Annotated in this window: 14 protein-coding genes; 3 read left to right on the plus strand and 11 right to left on the minus strand. The window is 62.8% G+C overall.

Annotated elements, in window-relative coordinates; translation table 11 throughout:
• Positions 1 to 15: 15 nt before the first annotated feature.
• Genes HMPREF9696_RS05285 through epmA form a run of 4 tightly spaced genes read right to left on the minus strand, consistent with a single transcriptional unit; the run spans position 16 to position 2,617 of the window.
• A complete protein-coding gene (locus HMPREF9696_RS05285) occupies positions 16 to 264 on the minus strand; it encodes a hypothetical protein (protein ID WP_002711926.1) in 249 nt (82 codons plus the stop codon).
• A gap of 39 nt (positions 265 to 303) precedes the next feature.
• A complete protein-coding gene (locus tag HMPREF9696_RS05290) occupies positions 304 to 501 on the minus strand; it encodes a hypothetical protein (protein ID WP_002711927.1) in 198 nt (65 codons plus the stop codon).
• A complete protein-coding gene (locus tag HMPREF9696_RS05295) occupies positions 498 to 1,565 on the minus strand; it encodes a lysine-2,3-aminomutase-like protein (RefSeq protein ID WP_002711928.1) in 1,068 nt (355 codons plus the stop codon). Before HMPREF9696_RS05295 ends, HMPREF9696_RS05290 begins: the two co-directional genes overlap by 4 nt.
• Positions 1,562 to 2,617 (minus strand): EF-P lysine aminoacylase EpmA, encoded by a 1,056-nt coding sequence (gene epmA / locus HMPREF9696_RS05300; protein WP_002711929.1) that lies wholly within the window; start codon positions 2,615 to 2,617, stop codon positions 1,562 to 1,564. Before epmA ends, HMPREF9696_RS05295 begins: the two co-directional genes overlap by 4 nt.
• A 138-nt stretch (positions 2,618 to 2,755) precedes the next feature.
• Between epmA and efp the strand changes: the two genes are divergently transcribed.
• The 3 genes from efp (at position 2,756) to HMPREF9696_RS05315 (ending at position 6,418) form a co-directional block, all read left to right on the plus strand.
• Positions 2,756 to 3,322, plus strand: a complete 567-nt coding sequence (gene efp / locus HMPREF9696_RS05305) for an elongation factor P (RefSeq protein WP_002711930.1) — start codon at positions 2,756 to 2,758, stop codon at positions 3,320 to 3,322.
• Between the two features lie 52 nt (positions 3,323 to 3,374).
• Entirely contained in the window at positions 3,375 to 5,084 is a 1,710-nt protein-coding gene (locus HMPREF9696_RS05310) for a M23 family metallopeptidase (RefSeq protein ID WP_002711931.1), read from the plus strand.
• Between the two features lie 95 nt (positions 5,085 to 5,179).
• The gene (locus HMPREF9696_RS05315) at positions 5,180 to 6,418 is read left to right on the plus strand and encodes a lytic murein transglycosylase (protein WP_002711932.1); all 1,239 of its coding nucleotides are present in this window, start codon (positions 5,180 to 5,182) and stop codon (positions 6,416 to 6,418) included.
• Positions 6,419 to 6,630: 212 nt separating this feature from the next.
• Here the strand turns inward: HMPREF9696_RS05315 and recJ are convergent, their stop codons facing one another.
• The 7 genes from recJ to HMPREF9696_RS05350 form a co-directional block, all read right to left on the minus strand.
• The gene (recJ, locus tag HMPREF9696_RS05320) at positions 6,631 to 8,472 is read right to left on the minus strand and encodes a single-stranded-DNA-specific exonuclease RecJ (RefSeq protein ID WP_002711933.1); all 1,842 of its coding nucleotides are present in this window, start codon (positions 8,470 to 8,472) and stop codon (positions 6,631 to 6,633) included.
• Between the two features lie 57 nt (positions 8,473 to 8,529).
• Positions 8,530 to 9,240, minus strand: coding sequence for a haloacid dehalogenase type II (locus tag HMPREF9696_RS05325; protein WP_002711934.1), 711 nt, complete (start codon positions 9,238 to 9,240; stop codon positions 8,530 to 8,532).
• Positions 9,241 to 9,249: 9 nt separating this feature from the next.
• Complete coding sequence (locus tag HMPREF9696_RS05330) at positions 9,250 to 9,699, minus strand: GNAT family N-acetyltransferase (RefSeq protein ID WP_002711935.1); 450 nt, start codon at positions 9,697 to 9,699, stop codon at positions 9,250 to 9,252.
• Between the two features lie 15 nt (positions 9,700 to 9,714).
• Positions 9,715 to 10,716, minus strand: a complete 1,002-nt coding sequence (glpX, locus tag HMPREF9696_RS05335) for a class II fructose-bisphosphatase (RefSeq protein ID WP_002711936.1) — start codon at positions 10,714 to 10,716, stop codon at positions 9,715 to 9,717.
• Between the two features lie 49 nt (positions 10,717 to 10,765).
• Entirely contained in the window at positions 10,766 to 12,088 is a 1,323-nt protein-coding gene (locus tag HMPREF9696_RS05340) for a homoserine dehydrogenase (protein WP_002711937.1), read from the minus strand.
• Positions 12,089 to 12,172: 84 nt separating this feature from the next.
• The gene (locus HMPREF9696_RS05345) at positions 12,173 to 13,390 is read right to left on the minus strand and encodes an LL-diaminopimelate aminotransferase (RefSeq protein WP_002711938.1); all 1,218 of its coding nucleotides are present in this window, start codon (positions 13,388 to 13,390) and stop codon (positions 12,173 to 12,175) included.
• Positions 13,391 to 13,601: 211 nt separating this feature from the next.
• Complete coding sequence (locus tag HMPREF9696_RS05350) at positions 13,602 to 13,889, minus strand: hypothetical protein (protein ID WP_002711939.1); 288 nt, start codon at positions 13,887 to 13,889, stop codon at positions 13,602 to 13,604.
• Between the last annotated feature and the right edge of the window lie 149 nt (positions 13,890 to 14,038).

The following is a 14,038-nucleotide window of genomic DNA, read 5'->3' on the forward strand; positions in this document are numbered from 1 at the left end:
CTTTAAGGGCTGTGATCAGCAGCCCCGGCAGATGCTCTTGATCTTGCGGTCGAGCGCCTTGTCCTCGGCGGACTCGGTGAAGTTCTTCTCCTGTCCGGACGGTATGTCGGCAGCGCGCGGCTGGCGATGACCGACCGGGGCTGGCGCGACGGTGCCTGCGCCGGATGTCGCCGAGGGACTGCTCGTCCCGCTCTTGCTCTGCGCGTATGCACCCGACGCAACCAGCAGCAAAGCCATCGCGGCAATCGGGATGGATTTCCTCATGTCACACCTCCACCAGTACGATTCCTCAGCGCGGATATCTTACCGGGAACGCGCCGGATTATCCATTGTTGCACAGTTGCGCCTGCCTTGCGCCGCACAATCCTGCGCCTTGCGCACATCGGCCATCGAGCCGAGCAGCCAGATGCCTGCCGCCACCAGCACAACAAAAAAGCCGAGCATCACGGCGTTTTCGACGGCACGATTGTTATCGTTGTCAGGAGGCTCGGGTTTCGTCATCTTTCCACAGGTGGATAGATGTGAACATCGCCGCAATAATCCGCAACGCGGTACCGTCCTTCGCTGTCATCACGTATGCGCGACAGGTATTTCGGGCCGACCGGCGCCTTGCCATGACCGCCGGGAATATCGAGCACATAATCCGGCTGGCAAAGGCCCGACACACGCCCGCGCAGGTGCTGCATCAGTTTCTGCCCTTGCTCCAGCGTGGTGCGCAGATGCGCTGTGCCCGGCGCAAGGTCGCCGTGATGCAGATAGTACGGCTTGATCCGGCACTCGACGAAGGTCCGCATCAAGGCTTCCAGCGTTTGCGGATTGTCGTTCACGCCGCGCAGCAGCACTGACTGGCTGACCATCGGAATGCCCGCGTCGATCATCCGCGCACAGGCCTCGCGTGCCTCGGCGGTGAATTCGCGCGGATGATTGGCATGGACGGCAACCCATGTGGTCGCGCCTTTCACGCGCAGGGCGGCAGCCACATCGTCCGTCACGCGCGCGGGATCGGCCACGGGCACACGGGTGTGAATGCGGATGATTTTCACATGATCAATCGCGGCAAGATCGCTCATGATCTCTTTCAGCCGCCGTGCCGACAGCATCAGCGGATCGCCGCCGGTCAGGATGACTTCCCAGATTTCCGGATGCGCGCGGATGTAATCCAGCGCCTTTGAATAAACTTCATCCGATAGGCCGGTATCCTTGCCCGGCCCGACCATTTCGCGGCGGAAGCAGAACCGGCAATACACCGCGCAGACATGCACCAGCTTGAACAGCACGCGATCCGGATAGCGATGCACGATGCCGCTGACGGGCGAATGTGAATGGTCGCCGATGGGATCGGCGTCCTCCCCGGGCTGGATCTCAAGTTCGTCCGCGGACGGAATGTATTGCCGCGCGATGGGATCGCTTGCGTCATTTGTGTCGATCAGTGCGGCCACGGCGGGCGTCACGGCGACGGCATATCGGGCGGAAACTTTCTCGAGCGCGGGCAGGCTGTCCGGCGAGGCAAGACCTTGCGCGATCAGTTCGGCGGGCGTCCGAAGCGTTGTAGCGCGGCGGCTCATGCCTCGCCCCCCAACATCGGCATCCACACCACCTGATCGACCCGTGTTGCGCCGCTGGCCAGCATCACAAGCCGGTCGAATCCAAGCGCGACGCCGCAGGCTTCCGGCATGTGCGCCACCGCCGCGAGGAAATCCTCGTCGAGCGGATAGCGCTCGCCATAGCGGCGTTCCTTCTCGTCCATCGCCTGTGTGAAACGCTGCCGCTGCTCATCCGCGTCGATCAGTTCGCCAAAGCCGTTGGCGAGTTCAACGCCGCAAGCGTACACCTCGAACCGTTCCGCCACGCGCGGATCGGACGGCTTTACACGCGCGAGCGCGGCTTCCGGCACCGGGTATTCGTAGAGAATGGTCAGGCGCTCCTGTCCGAGGTTCGGTTCGACATGTTCGACCAGCACCTTGCTGAAAATGTCGGACCATGTGTCATCGTCCGTGATCCGCACGCGATCGGCCGACGCCGTAGCAAGCGCATCCCGGCTCCCCTGTCCATCGACAATGGTCACCAGCAGATCAATCGACGCATAACGAGAAAATGCGTCCGCGACCGTGAGCAGTTCCGGCGTCGCAAACGGGTCCGCCGTCCTGCCGCGAAACGAGAACGTCCCGATCCCGGTTTCCTGTGCCGCCCGTGCGATCACCACCACGCAATCGGCCATCACGGCTTCATAGCTCTCGTTGGCCCGGTACCATTCCAGCATGGTGAATTCAGGCAGATGCAGCGGTCCCCGTTCACGATCCCGAAACACCCGTGCGAACTCCACGATTTTGGTCTCGCCCGACGCCATCAGCTTCTTGCAGGCGAATTCCGGGGACGTCCGCAGGTAACAGCGGGTCCTTTCGCCGGAGCCGGAGGTCAGGTCCGCGAATGGAGCATGCAAGTGGGTTTCGTTTCCCGGCGATTTCTGCAGGATTCCGGTCTCCACCTCGGTGAATCCCTCACCGGCGAACCATGCCCGCGTCGCCCGCGTAACCGCGTTCCGCGCCTGCAGAAACGGCCTGCGGTCGAGGTGACGATCCGGCGTCCACCAAGGGGAACGTTCCTGTCCCGCATTCATGCCCGAAAAGCCCGATTCGGCTGTAAAATGCTGGCTTTAACGGTCCAGATCGGTATGTTGCGGCCCGAAACAGCCTTGCCGGACGGCGAAGCGCCGGTTCGGCGCAGCATCCGGCCCTGAACATTAGGAAACCAATCTGTGAAAGTCATCGCCAGTTCGATCCGCAAGGGCAACATCATTGAGCAGGACGGCAAGCTATATGTCGTTCTGAGCGCCGAGAACATCCATCCCGGCAAGGGAACCCCGGTCAGCCAGATCGAAATGCGCCGAATCAGCGACGGCACCAAGGTGTCCGAGCGTTACAAGACCACCGACCAGGTCGAACGCGCCTATGTCGAGGACCGCGACTTCAACTATCTCTACGAAGACGGCGACGGCTTCCACTTCATGAACAACGAGACCTACGACCAGCTCCTCGTGCCGAAGGACGTGGTCGGCACGCAAGCTCCCTACCTGCAGGAAAACATGACCGTGAAGCTCTCGATCCATGAGGGCAACGCGGTCTCCATCGTGCTGCCGCAGCGTGTCACCCTCGAAGTCGTCGAGACCGAACCCGTGACAAAGGGGCAGACCGCATCCTCGTCCTACAAGCCCGCAATCCTCTCCAATGGCGTGCGCACCGGCGTTCCGCCGCACATCGGCACGGGAACGCGCATCGTTGTGCTGACTGAAGACGGCTCCTACGTCGAGCGCGCGAAGGACTAAGCGCGGATTTGGTGAGGGCGGATTGACGGCAGCGCATGCAGCAGACCGCAGAATGATGGCATCGGGAAATATCCGGTGCCATTTTCTGCCCCTTGCCGCGCTGTTCGCCGCCCTGGTTGTTTGCGCTGCCAGCCAATCGGCTCGGGCGCAATCCAGCGAGTTCCGGACACCGGCGATCTCGGTCATGCAGCCGGACTGGCCCGCGGCTGCGATCCAGCTCAAGGCTGAAATCGAGTCGCAGCCGGCGGCTTCTGGCAGTTTCAGCTTCATGGGCCCTCGCCCGCGGCCGCGTCAGGCTGGCGCGAAGCGCATCACCGCGATCTCGCAAATCAATGCGGTCACATCTCCGATCTTTCCAGGCATCGAAACCAGTCCCGTACCGGTGCTGCTGCCGTTCGACAGCGCCCTTTATTTGAACGACCAGCGCAGCGGCGCGGTCAATCTTCTGATTCCGCGCTATCAGGCCGGTTTCAGTTCGGCGGCGATGTTCGAGGCGGGACCCGCCGGTTACGACGCGGTTTTCATGCTGGAGCGCGGCGCCGGCGACAACATGCCGTCCCGGATTTATTCGCTGCCGATTGAAGTCCAGATCACGGCATCGCTTCTGCTCTATGACATCAAGGACCCGCTAGCCGGCAAGGGCGAGCCAGTGAAGGCGCTCGCCACACAGTTTCCGAACCTGCGCCGGGTGATCCGGGAAGGCTATGTGCGCTACGCTTTCACACGGTTCGGCGTGCCTTATGTGGTGTCGATCCAGTGTCTCGACAGCGTGGCGCGCAGCAGGCGCCTGTCCTGCCGTGAAGCATCGCCGGTGGCGGAGCGGTTTATCAAGGCGCTGCGCGTTGCTGGCGGCACGCCGCGCGATCCGCGTTACAATATCGCTTCGTATGAGTCCGAGCGTCCGATCGAATATGCGCCGGATTTCACCTACCGGACACCCGGCGAAATTATCCCGAACAGCGGCTATCGCGGCCAAAGCGGCTATCAGGACTTTACGGTCTATTCGCAGATCCGCTTTCCGGTCGAAAAGGCACCGGCCTTCGCCAACTCGCAATCCTTCATGAACTGGGGTGACTGCAACCTCACGGGCCGCATCTCGTTCTCGCCGACCAAGGGCGATGCCTACCGCTGCAAGCGCAACGACAAGCCGCTCGTGTTCGATGAGTCCGCGAAGGAAAACTACAGTTATCCCTGGCAGGATAATTTCTGCGAAACGCGCGATTTCCAGGTCGGTCAATGCCCCAACGGGATGGGCCATCAGGGGCAGGACATCCGCCCCTCATCCTGCCATTTGCGCAACGACGGCGCTGACCGCTGCATTCCCGATCTCTTCGCGACGGTCGCTGTCCGTGACGGCGTGATCGTCAGGTCGCCGAAACAACAGGCTGCCTTCCTGCTGGTGAACGCGCGCAACGAGCACATCCGCTTTCGCTACATGCACATGAATCCCGCCCGCATGGATGCGGACGGTCTTGTTCACGGGCGGCACGTCAGCGAAGGCGAGAAGATCGGACTGGTCTCGAACTTTCAGGACCGTCCCGGCGGCACCACGACGCATCTGCATTTCGATGTGCAGGTGTTCACGCGCGATGGCTGGCTCTGGGTCAATCCCTACGTGACCCTGATTTCAGCTTACGAGCGCCTGATCGGCGGACGCGGGCGTGAATACATCCAGCCGCCCCCGGAAGCGCCCGCGATGGCGCATGCCCAGCCCCCGGCGGTGACGTCGTCCGAAGCGGCGAAAGAAGGTCAAGGGCACTAGTCGGCGGGGAACCTGCTTTTGCGACATGTCGACCGGCATCATCCGCGGCAGATTGGCCTTTGGCCGAACCGGGCCTGTGGCGCTAGAGTGAGGGCATGACTCAAGCAGATTCTTCGCATCCAGCCTCCCTCACCCGGCGCGAATTGCTCGGCTCCGCACTCGGCGCAGGCGCGCTGATGGCAAGCGCGTCTCATGCGTTTGCAGCGACACCGCCGGGCTTCGATCAGTGGCGCGAGAGTTTCCGCGCCCGCGCGCTGGCACGTGGCGTTTCCGAAGGCACTTATATCCGCTGCCTCGCTCGCATCGAGCCGGACATGAGCGTGTTCCAGAAGATGCGCAAGCAGCCGGAGTTCAACGAACAGCTCTGGCAATACATCAATCGCCGCGTGTCCGACTGGCGGCTGGCTGCGGGCAAGACGGCGCTTCAGAAATACGGCGCGCTGTTTGCCCGGATCGAAAAAGATTTCGGCGTCGAGCGCGGCACGCTGCTGGCGCTGTGGGGCGTCGAGACGGCCTATGGCGATCCGCTGGTTCAGCAGAACCATATGCGCCCGGTGTTTCCGTCCCTCGCCGCGCTGGCGTGGAATGAACCGCGCCGCAAGACATATTGGGAAACCGAACTCATCAACGCGCTGCGCATCGTCGACAAGCACTGGAGCACGCCGGAAGAAATGCGCGGCTCATGGGCTGGCGCGATGGGACATACCCAGTGGATGCCGGAAGTCTGGCTCAATGTCGGCTTTGACTATGACGGCGATGGCCGTGTCTCGCCCTTCGGCAGGCCGGACGACGCGCTGGGCTCCAGCGCGCGCTATCTCGTCAATCGCGGCAAGTACCGGCGTGGCGAACACTGGGGCTATGAAGTGAAAGGCGCGACCGGCAGCGGCGGCCGCAAGAGCTACGCGCAATGGGCCGCGGCTGGCGTCAATCGCGCCGACGGCCAGCCGTTCCCGCGCCCGAACGATTCCGCACAGCTCTGGACGCCCGTTCAGGGCGGACCGTCGTTTCTCCTTGGTCAGAACTTCTATGCGGTGAAGAGCTACAACCCGTCGATGAACTACGCGCTCGCCATCGTCCATCTCGGTGACCGCATTCAGGGCGCTGGTCCCTTCGTTCAGCCGTTCCCCGGCTCGGAACGCGCATTGACGCTCGCTGAAATCCAGGAGGTGCAGACGCGCCTCACCAAAGCAGGATTCGACACCGGCGGCACCGACGGCCGCGTCGGCAACGACACCATGAAGGCGGTGCGCGACTTCCAGACCAAGGCGGGATTGCTGCCTGCGGATGGCTACGCGGGATTGAAGGTGCTCGCGCGGCTGAGGCAGGGAGCGTAGCTGCCACCAAAGACCAGAGTTTGTGAAACGAGATGTTGTCACATATTCGGTCTCGTCCCCGCGCAGGCGGGGACCCATACTCCCCAGGTTTTCGATTCAAGGAATGAGCGGAGCAACCTTCTCGCTGCCATCAAGACATTCAGGGGTTATGGGTCCCCGCCTTCGCGGGGACGACGCATTGGGAGAAACTGCCGGATTTCCAATAGCCATACTTACCGAATAAAATTCGGCCCCGGATCAGGCACAGCAACATCCGTGACGCGCATCTGCACGCGCTCGGAGCCTTGCCAACGATCCACCGTCAGCGATCCGGCGACATGCAGCATCTGGCCGCGATTCTCGATCAGCGCATTGCCGAGTTTCTGGCCAATCGAACGGAACGCGATGCCATTGACGAAAGCGCCGTCACCGGACTTGAAGCGCAGCCGCAGGTGCGCCTGACCGACCTCGTCAGCGAAGACGAGCTGATGCGACGGCAACGCAATCAGCGGCTCCGGGTTGCCTGCGCCGAACGGACCAGCCCGATTCATCATGTTAACGAAATCCGTGGTCACCGCGCGGGCGCTCACCGCGCCATCAATGAAAAGCTCGTTGGCATGCCGCGCCTCGGCGACCGTCGTAGCGAGCGCGGCTTCCACGAAGGCGCGGAACTCCGCAAGGTTCTCTTTCTTTAGCGTGACGCCAGCGGCCATGGCGTGACCGCCGCCCTTGAGCAAAATCCCCTCCTGTACCGCCTCGCGCACCACCTTGCCGAGATCGACGCCCGGAATGGAACGGCCCGAGCCGGTGCCGATGCCTCCGGGCTCGAGCGCGATGGCGAATGCAGGCCGTGAGAATTTCTCCTTCAGACGCGATGCCACAAGCCCGACCACGCCCGGATGCCAGCCCTCTGAAGCCGTCACGATCACCGAGCCTTTGTCGTCAAGACCGAGCGAGGCCAGCGCCTCCGCCTCGGCCTGTGCTTCCGCCATCTGTTCGATGACCCGGCGCTCGGTGTTAAGGCGGTCGAGTTCTGCGGCGATGCGTGCAGCTTCGGAGACATCGCCTTCCAGCAAAAGCCGCACGCCAAGGTCAGCGCGCCCGATGCGTCCACCCGCATTGATGCGCGGCCCCAGCATGAAGCCGAGATGCCAGGCTTCCGGCGGCCCGCTGAGGCGCGCGACATCCATCAGCGCGGTGTGGCCGATGTGATCGCGGCGGCGGAGCGCGATCAGACCCTTCGCGACGAAGGCGCGGTTCAGGCCCGTCAGCACGGCGACATCGGCCACGGTGCCGAGCGCAACATGATGGAGCGCGTCGAGCAGGTTGGGCTCGGGCCGCACATCGCTCCAGAAGTCGCGCGCGCGCAATTCCCGGTTCACCGCCACCAGTGTCACGAATACAAGACCGACAGCCGCGAGATGCCCGAGACCGGACAGATCGTCGAGCCGGTTCGGATTGACCAGCGCATCGACGACGGGAAGCTCATCGCCGCACTGGTGATGGTCGATCACCACGACATCCATGCCGAGGCGCTTGGCCTCCGCCAGCGGTTCCATGCTCGTGGTTCCGCAATCGACCGTGACCAGAAGCGTCGCGCCCTTGCTGGCAAGACCGCGCACGGCTTCGACATTGGGGCCGTAGCCCTCGAAAATGCGATCCGGAATATGGATCAGCGGATCGAGCCCGCAGTGGCGCAGATGCCAGGTCAGCAGCGCCGCCGAGGTCGCACCGTCCACGTCATAGTCGCCGAAGATCGCGACCTTCTCTCCGCGCATTGCCGCATCGGCGATGCGCTTCGCCGCGGCTTCCATATCCGTCACCGTCAAAGGATCGGGCAGCAGCTTGCGGATGGTCGGATCGAGGAAGTCCTCCACCGCGTCGATGTCGATGCCGCGCCCAGCGATGATCCGGGACAGCATTTCCGGCACCTGATAGCGCTGCGCAATCGCCAGCGCCCGCGCCGTGCCGCGCGCATCGAGCCGGTCGCGCCAGACACGGCCGGTCGCGGACCGCTCCACACCCAGAAAGGCGGGACCAGTCTCAACAGGCAATGCGGATGCAGGGAACGTCATGATGCCTTTCGCAGGTAAGCACGAAGCGTCAGCGTTCAATGATTCGCGGTAGCGATCCTAACAGCCGAGCTTGTCCGCCAGATCGTTGAAATCGGTGACCACGTAGTCCCAGTTGCCGTCGGCCTTGAAGTCGCGGTTCTGGTGCGGGCCGTATTCGGTCACGCGCGGCACGAACGCCGTCTTCAGGCCGAGCGCCTGCGCGGCGGCCAGATCGTTGTTATGCGCGGCCACCATCATGACCTGCCCCGGTGTGAGGCCGAGAATTTTGGCTGCGCCGAGATAGGTTTCGGCGTCAGGCTTGTAATGCCGGAACACCTCGGCGCTCAACACGAGATCCCACGGCAGGCCGGCATACTTCGCCATGTTGGTCAGCAGCGCGACGTTGCCGTTCGACAGCGGGCTGATGATGAACTTCGTCTTCAGCCTCGTCAGGCCGCTGACACTGTCCGGCCAGGGATCGAGGCTGTGCCAGCCTTTGGTCAGGTAATCGAAATCCGCCGGGGACAGACCGGTGATGCCGAGTTTCGCCGCCAGCGGCTCGATCGACTGCCGCTGCAGATCGTCGAGAATGACGAAATCGCTTTCCGGGCGCTTTCGGATCACGTCCATGGACGGCATGTACGCTCCGCGCCAGCCATCGACCAGCGCGGTCCAATCGCCCTTGATGCCCTTCCTGGCGGCCCATGCCGTGAAGTTGTCGATCAGGCTGCTGCGCCAGTCGACAACCGTTCCGAACACATCGAACATCAGCGCCTTGATTTCGGACATCGGACTTCCTCAAAAAATCTTGCGGTACTGCATGAAGCCGGACCGGTCGGCCACTTCATCGTACAAGATTTGCGCGCGCGCGTTCTCAAACTGCGTCAGCCAGTGAACCCGGCTTGCGCCGGCCGCCCTCGCCTTCTCGTAGACGGCTTCGATCAGCTTGCGGCCGACGCCGTGGCCACGCGCGCCTTCATTCACGAACAGGTCCTGCAGATAGCAATAGTTGCCGACAGTCCAGCAGGAGCGGTGATAGAGAAAATGGACGATGCCGGTCAGCTTGTCATCGACGAATGCGCCGAGCACGTACATCGGCTCGGCATCGTCATGAAATCGCTGCCATGTGATCGCCGTGGTCTCGTCAGGGACCGTTGACTTGTAGAACCTGAGATAACCCTGCCAGAGCGGCTCCCACGCCTCGCGCTCATCCATGCGAAGCGGCCGGATGACAACGCGATCGGTCATGGGATTTCCTTAAGCTTAGTCGAGATGGAATTTCTCGAACTGGCGATGCTCGCCCTTGATGATGCGGACCGTGCCGGTGACGGAGCGCATCACTACGGTCTCGGTCTCGATCACGTTCTTGCGGAACTTGACGCCCGAGAGCAGCGAGCCATCAGTGACGCCGGTTGCCGCGAACAGGCAGTCGCCCCGCGCCATGTCCTCGATGCCATAGACCATGTTGTGGTCCTTGATGCCCATCTTGGTGGCGCGCTCGCGCTTCTCGGCGGTGTCGAGAATAAGACGGCACTGCATCTGGCCGCCGATGCAGCGCAGAGCCGCCGCGGCCAGCACGCCCTCCGGCGCGCCGCCGGTGCCCATGTAGATATCGACGCCGGTATTCTCGGAATCGGCGGTGTGAATGACGCCCGCCACGTCGCCGTCGGTGATCAGGCGCACAGCCGCGCCCGTCGAGCGGATCGCGTTGATGATGTCGGCATGGCGCGGACGATCCAGCACCAGCGCGGTGATCGCGGACGGATGTACGTCCTTGGCGCGGGCCAGACGGCGGATGTTTTCAGCCGGCGGCGCGTCGAGATCGACGACGTGTTTCGGATAGCCCGGTCCCACCGCGATCTTCTGCATGTAGACGTCGGGCGCGTTCAGCAGCGTGCCGCCTTCCGCCATCGCCATGGTCGCAATCGCGCCCGGCATATTCTTGGCGCACAGCGTGGTGCCTTCCAGCGGATCGACCGCGATATCCACGTCGGGACCGCCTTCCGCGCCAACTTTCTCGCCGATGAACAGCATAGGCGCTTCGTCGCGCTCGCCCTCGCCGATCACCACCGTGCCCTGGATTGGGATTTTGTTGAGCTCGCGCCGCATCGCGTCCACTGCGGCCTGGTCGGCGGCCTTTTCGTTGCCGTGGCCTCTCAGGCGCGCCGCGGACACCGCCGCACGTTCCGTCACGCGAACGATTTCGAGTGTCAGAATGCGTTCCAGCAACAACTGCGGCGGAACGGAAATCGTAGCGGACGACATTGGCTAACTCCTCAAACAAAGTGGCGACGGAGCCGGATGAGCGGTCCTGTCAGTTCTTTTCGATCCGGATGACCTGCGGACGGCCCGTTATCACCCGATCTTGCTGGACGGCATGCAAGGCGCGGCGCACCGCATCCTCGGTGGTGGCATAAGTGATGAGAATGACGGGCACCGGCGAAGGCTTGCCGCGGCCCTTTACCAGTTCGACTGCGCCGTCCGGATGACGCTGCACAATCGATTCAATGGAAATCTTCTGCTCGGCCAGGCGCGTTGCGATGGTCGCCGCCGTGCCCGCGAGGTCGCGCGCCATCAGGCGAATGTAGTAACCGCCCTCATGGCGTTTCATCGGCGCCTTGGTCGTGGTCTTCAACTTGTCGACTGGACGACCGAACGGTGCAGCACGAATACCGCGCGCAACATCCGCGATGTCTGCGAGCACAGCCGAAGCTGTCGCCGCGCCGCCTGCGCCGGGACCCACCAGGGTGATCGGTGGAATGCCCTCGCCATCAATCGTGACGGCGTTGGTCACATCCATCACCTGTGCAATCGAGGACGAGCGCGGCACCATGGTCGGATGCACACGCTGCTCGATGCCGGACTCAGTCTTGACGGCGACGCCGAGCAGCTTGACGCGATAGCCAAGCTCTTCAGCGGCGCGCAAATCTTCCGGCGCAATGGACGAAATACCTTCGACGTAGACCGCGCTCTGGTTCACCTTGGTCCCGAACGCAAGGCTCGCAAGAATGGCGAGCTTCTGCGCGGTGTCATGTCCGTCGACGTCGAACGACGGATTGGCTTCGGCATAGCCGAGGCGCTGCGCATCCTTGAGGCACTCGGCGAACGATAGTCCTTCGCGCTCCATCCTTGTGAGGATGTAATTGCAGGTGCCGTTGAGAATGCCGTAAACGCGATTGATGCCAGTGCCGGCAAGCCCTTCGCGCAATGTCTTGATGACGGGAATGGCTGCGCCGACGGCAGCCTCATAGTTCAACGCGCCGCCATGATTTTCGGCAAGCTGTGCCAGTCGTGAGCCATGCTTGGCGATCAGCGCCTTGTTCGCTGTAACGACCGATTTGCCGTTCCGAAGCGCCGCCTCGATGGCCGAAAGTGCAGGTTCGCCTGCGCCGCCCATCAATTCGACAAAGCAGTCGATCCGTGGATCGTTGGCCAGAGCCAGTGGATTTTTGGCCCAGTCGATTCCGCGCAGGTCGAGGCCGCGCTTCTTGGCCTTGGAGCGCGCGGAAACCGCGACAACCTTGACGCCGCGCCCGCAACGCGCCGACAGCACCCTGCTCTGACTTTCGATCAGGCGGACTACCTCGGCACCCACGGTGCCGAGGCCCGCGATACCCACCTTGAGGGGTGCGACCATCTTGCTAAAAACCTGCCGGAAAACTCGAGTTGGACCTGGCGCGACCGGGTCCGGAAAGCGGCAAGCCGCTTTCCGGGATCATGCCTACCGCCGGTTGGCGAGCGGAACCACGTTGTGCAACGATTCAACGCCACTTTCAAGGAAACGGCGGATATTGCGGGCGGCCTGACGGATTCGCTGCTCGTTTTCCACCATTGCGATGCGGACGTAGCCTTCGCCGTGCTCTCCGAATGCGACGCCCGGTGAAACCACCACGCCGGACTTCTCGACCATCAGGGTCGCGAAGGCCATGCTGCCGACATCGCGGAACTTTTCCGGCAACGGCGCCCAGGCGAACATCGACGCCGCAGGCGGCGGAATATCCCAACCTGCCCGGCCGAAAGTCTCCACCAGCACATCGCGGCGCTTGCGGTAAATGTCGCGCACTTCCTTGATGCAGTCCTGCGGGCCGTTGAGCGCGGCGGTCGCCGCGACCTGCACCGGCGTGAAGGCCCCGTAGTCGAGATAGGATTTCACGCGGGTCAGCGCCGCGATGATGCGCTCGTTGCCGACCGCAAAGCCCATGCGCCAGCCTGCCATCGAGAATGTCTTCGACATCGACGTGAATTCGACGGTGACGTCGATCGCGCCCGGCACCTGCAGCACCGACGGCGGCGGCACGCCTTCAAAATACAGTTCCGCGTAAGCCAGATCGGAGAGAATGAAAATCTCGTGCTTCTTCGCGAAGGCCACCAGGTCCTTGTAGAAGTCCAGCGACGCGACATAGGCCGTCGGGTTCGACGGATAGCAGGCGATCATCGCGATCGGCTTGGGGATCGAATGAACGATCGCGCGCTCAAGCGCGCTGAACAGTTCCGGAGTAGGTTCTGCCGGAACAGAGCGCACCACGCCGCCGGCCATCAGGAAGCCGAACGCATGAATCGGGTAGCTCGGGTTCGGCACCAGGACCACATCGCCCGGCGACGTGATCGCCTGCGCGACGTTGGCGAAACCTTCCTTGGAGCCGAGGGTGGCGACGACCTGAGTTTCGGGATTGAGTTTCACGCCGAACCGGCGCTCGTAATAGGCTGCCTGGGCCCGGCGCAGGCCGGTGATGCCCTTTGAGGCGGAGTACCGGTCGGTGCGCGGCTTGCCCAGGGTTTCCTTGAGCTTTTCGATCACATGCGGCGGGGTCGGCAGGTCCGGATTGCCCATGCCCATATCGATGATGTCGGCCCCGGCGTTCCGCGCGGCCGCCTTGGCCCGATTGACCTGTTCAAACACGTAAGGCGGCAAACGGCGGATGCGGTAAAACTCTTCCATGGGTCGGGGCTCCGGGAGCCGGCAAAGCCGGCGATAACGACAGATAGGTACCGTGTTTTGTACCGAAGTGGAATTCGGCACTGGGGCAGAAAACGCGGAATTTCAGCATATTACGCGGATTCGAGCGCAATGCGGGGATGCACCGCGAAGAATGTGCAATTTTGCGATTGAATCGTGGTCTTTTTAGCACCACCCGCAGTTGCGGCGAAACTTAATTGCTGCGGCGCTGGGCTGCCTTGGCGCCGGATGTCTGGCGATCGCGGGCCGCGAGCAATTCCTTCTCCAGCTTGTCCTGCTGGGCCTGATCCAGCACCGTCTCCTGCCGGGGCGCCGGGACGTCGTGGACAGGAAGATATTCTCCGGGGTTCGCTGGCCGGGGGGGCGTATTCGCAGGCAACCCCATCAGAGGCGCGTCGGCAATCTGGCTCGCGCAGCCACCGAGGGCGAGGCCGAGCATCAGCACACCGGCCAGAGCCGGTGAGCGCCAACCGTGTGGCATGTGGCATCGCACAGAAATGTTTTGTCCCCTGCTCTCAGTCGGCACGATTCCTGCTCTGTCATCGCAGACGAACCTGTGGCGGCGGTGAGCGTTATCCGCGTGTCATGTTCGCAAAGAGCAGATCGTGTTCATGAGGCCCTAATGTGACC

This window comes from Afipia clevelandensis ATCC 49720, from assembly GCF_000336555.1.
GTDB classification, from domain to species: domain Bacteria; phylum Pseudomonadota; class Alphaproteobacteria; order Rhizobiales; family Xanthobacteraceae; genus Afipia; species Afipia clevelandensis.

Bases quoted from the DNA above. Each gene is read 5' to 3' on its own strand.
- HMPREF9696_RS05285 (WP_002711926.1), bottom strand. From the start codon at position 264: ATGAGGAAATCCATCCCGATTGCCGCGATGGCTTTGCTGCTGGTTGCG.
- HMPREF9696_RS05290 (WP_002711927.1), bottom strand. From the start codon at position 501: ATGACGAAACCCGAGCCTCCTGACAACGATAACAATCGTGCCGTCGAA.
- HMPREF9696_RS05295 (WP_002711928.1), bottom strand. From the start codon at position 1,565: ATGAGCCGCCGCGCTACAACGCTTCGGACGCCCGCCGAACTGATCGCG.
- epmA (WP_002711929.1), bottom strand. From the start codon at position 2,617: ATGAATGCGGGACAGGAACGTTCCCCTTGGTGGACGCCGGATCGTCAC.
- HMPREF9696_RS05310 (WP_002711931.1), top strand. From the start codon at position 3,375: ATGATGGCATCGGGAAATATCCGGTGCCATTTTCTGCCCCTTGCCGCG.
- HMPREF9696_RS05315 (WP_002711932.1), top strand. From the start codon at position 5,180: ATGACTCAAGCAGATTCTTCGCATCCAGCCTCCCTCACCCGGCGCGAA.
- recJ (WP_002711933.1), bottom strand. From the start codon at position 8,472: ATGACGTTCCCTGCATCCGCATTGCCTGTTGAGACTGGTCCCGCCTTT.
- HMPREF9696_RS05325 (WP_002711934.1), bottom strand. From the start codon at position 9,240: ATGTCCGAAATCAAGGCGCTGATGTTCGATGTGTTCGGAACGGTTGTC.
- HMPREF9696_RS05330 (WP_002711935.1), bottom strand. From the start codon at position 9,699: ATGACCGATCGCGTTGTCATCCGGCCGCTTCGCATGGATGAGCGCGAG.
- glpX (WP_002711936.1), bottom strand. From the start codon at position 10,716: ATGTCGTCCGCTACGATTTCCGTTCCGCCGCAGTTGTTGCTGGAACGC.
- HMPREF9696_RS05340 (WP_002711937.1), bottom strand. From the start codon at position 12,088: ATGGTCGCACCCCTCAAGGTGGGTATCGCGGGCCTCGGCACCGTGGGT.
- HMPREF9696_RS05345 (WP_002711938.1), bottom strand. From the start codon at position 13,390: ATGGAAGAGTTTTACCGCATCCGCCGTTTGCCGCCTTACGTGTTTGAA.
- HMPREF9696_RS05350 (WP_002711939.1), bottom strand. From the start codon at position 13,889: ATGCCACACGGTTGGCGCTCACCGGCTCTGGCCGGTGTGCTGATGCTC.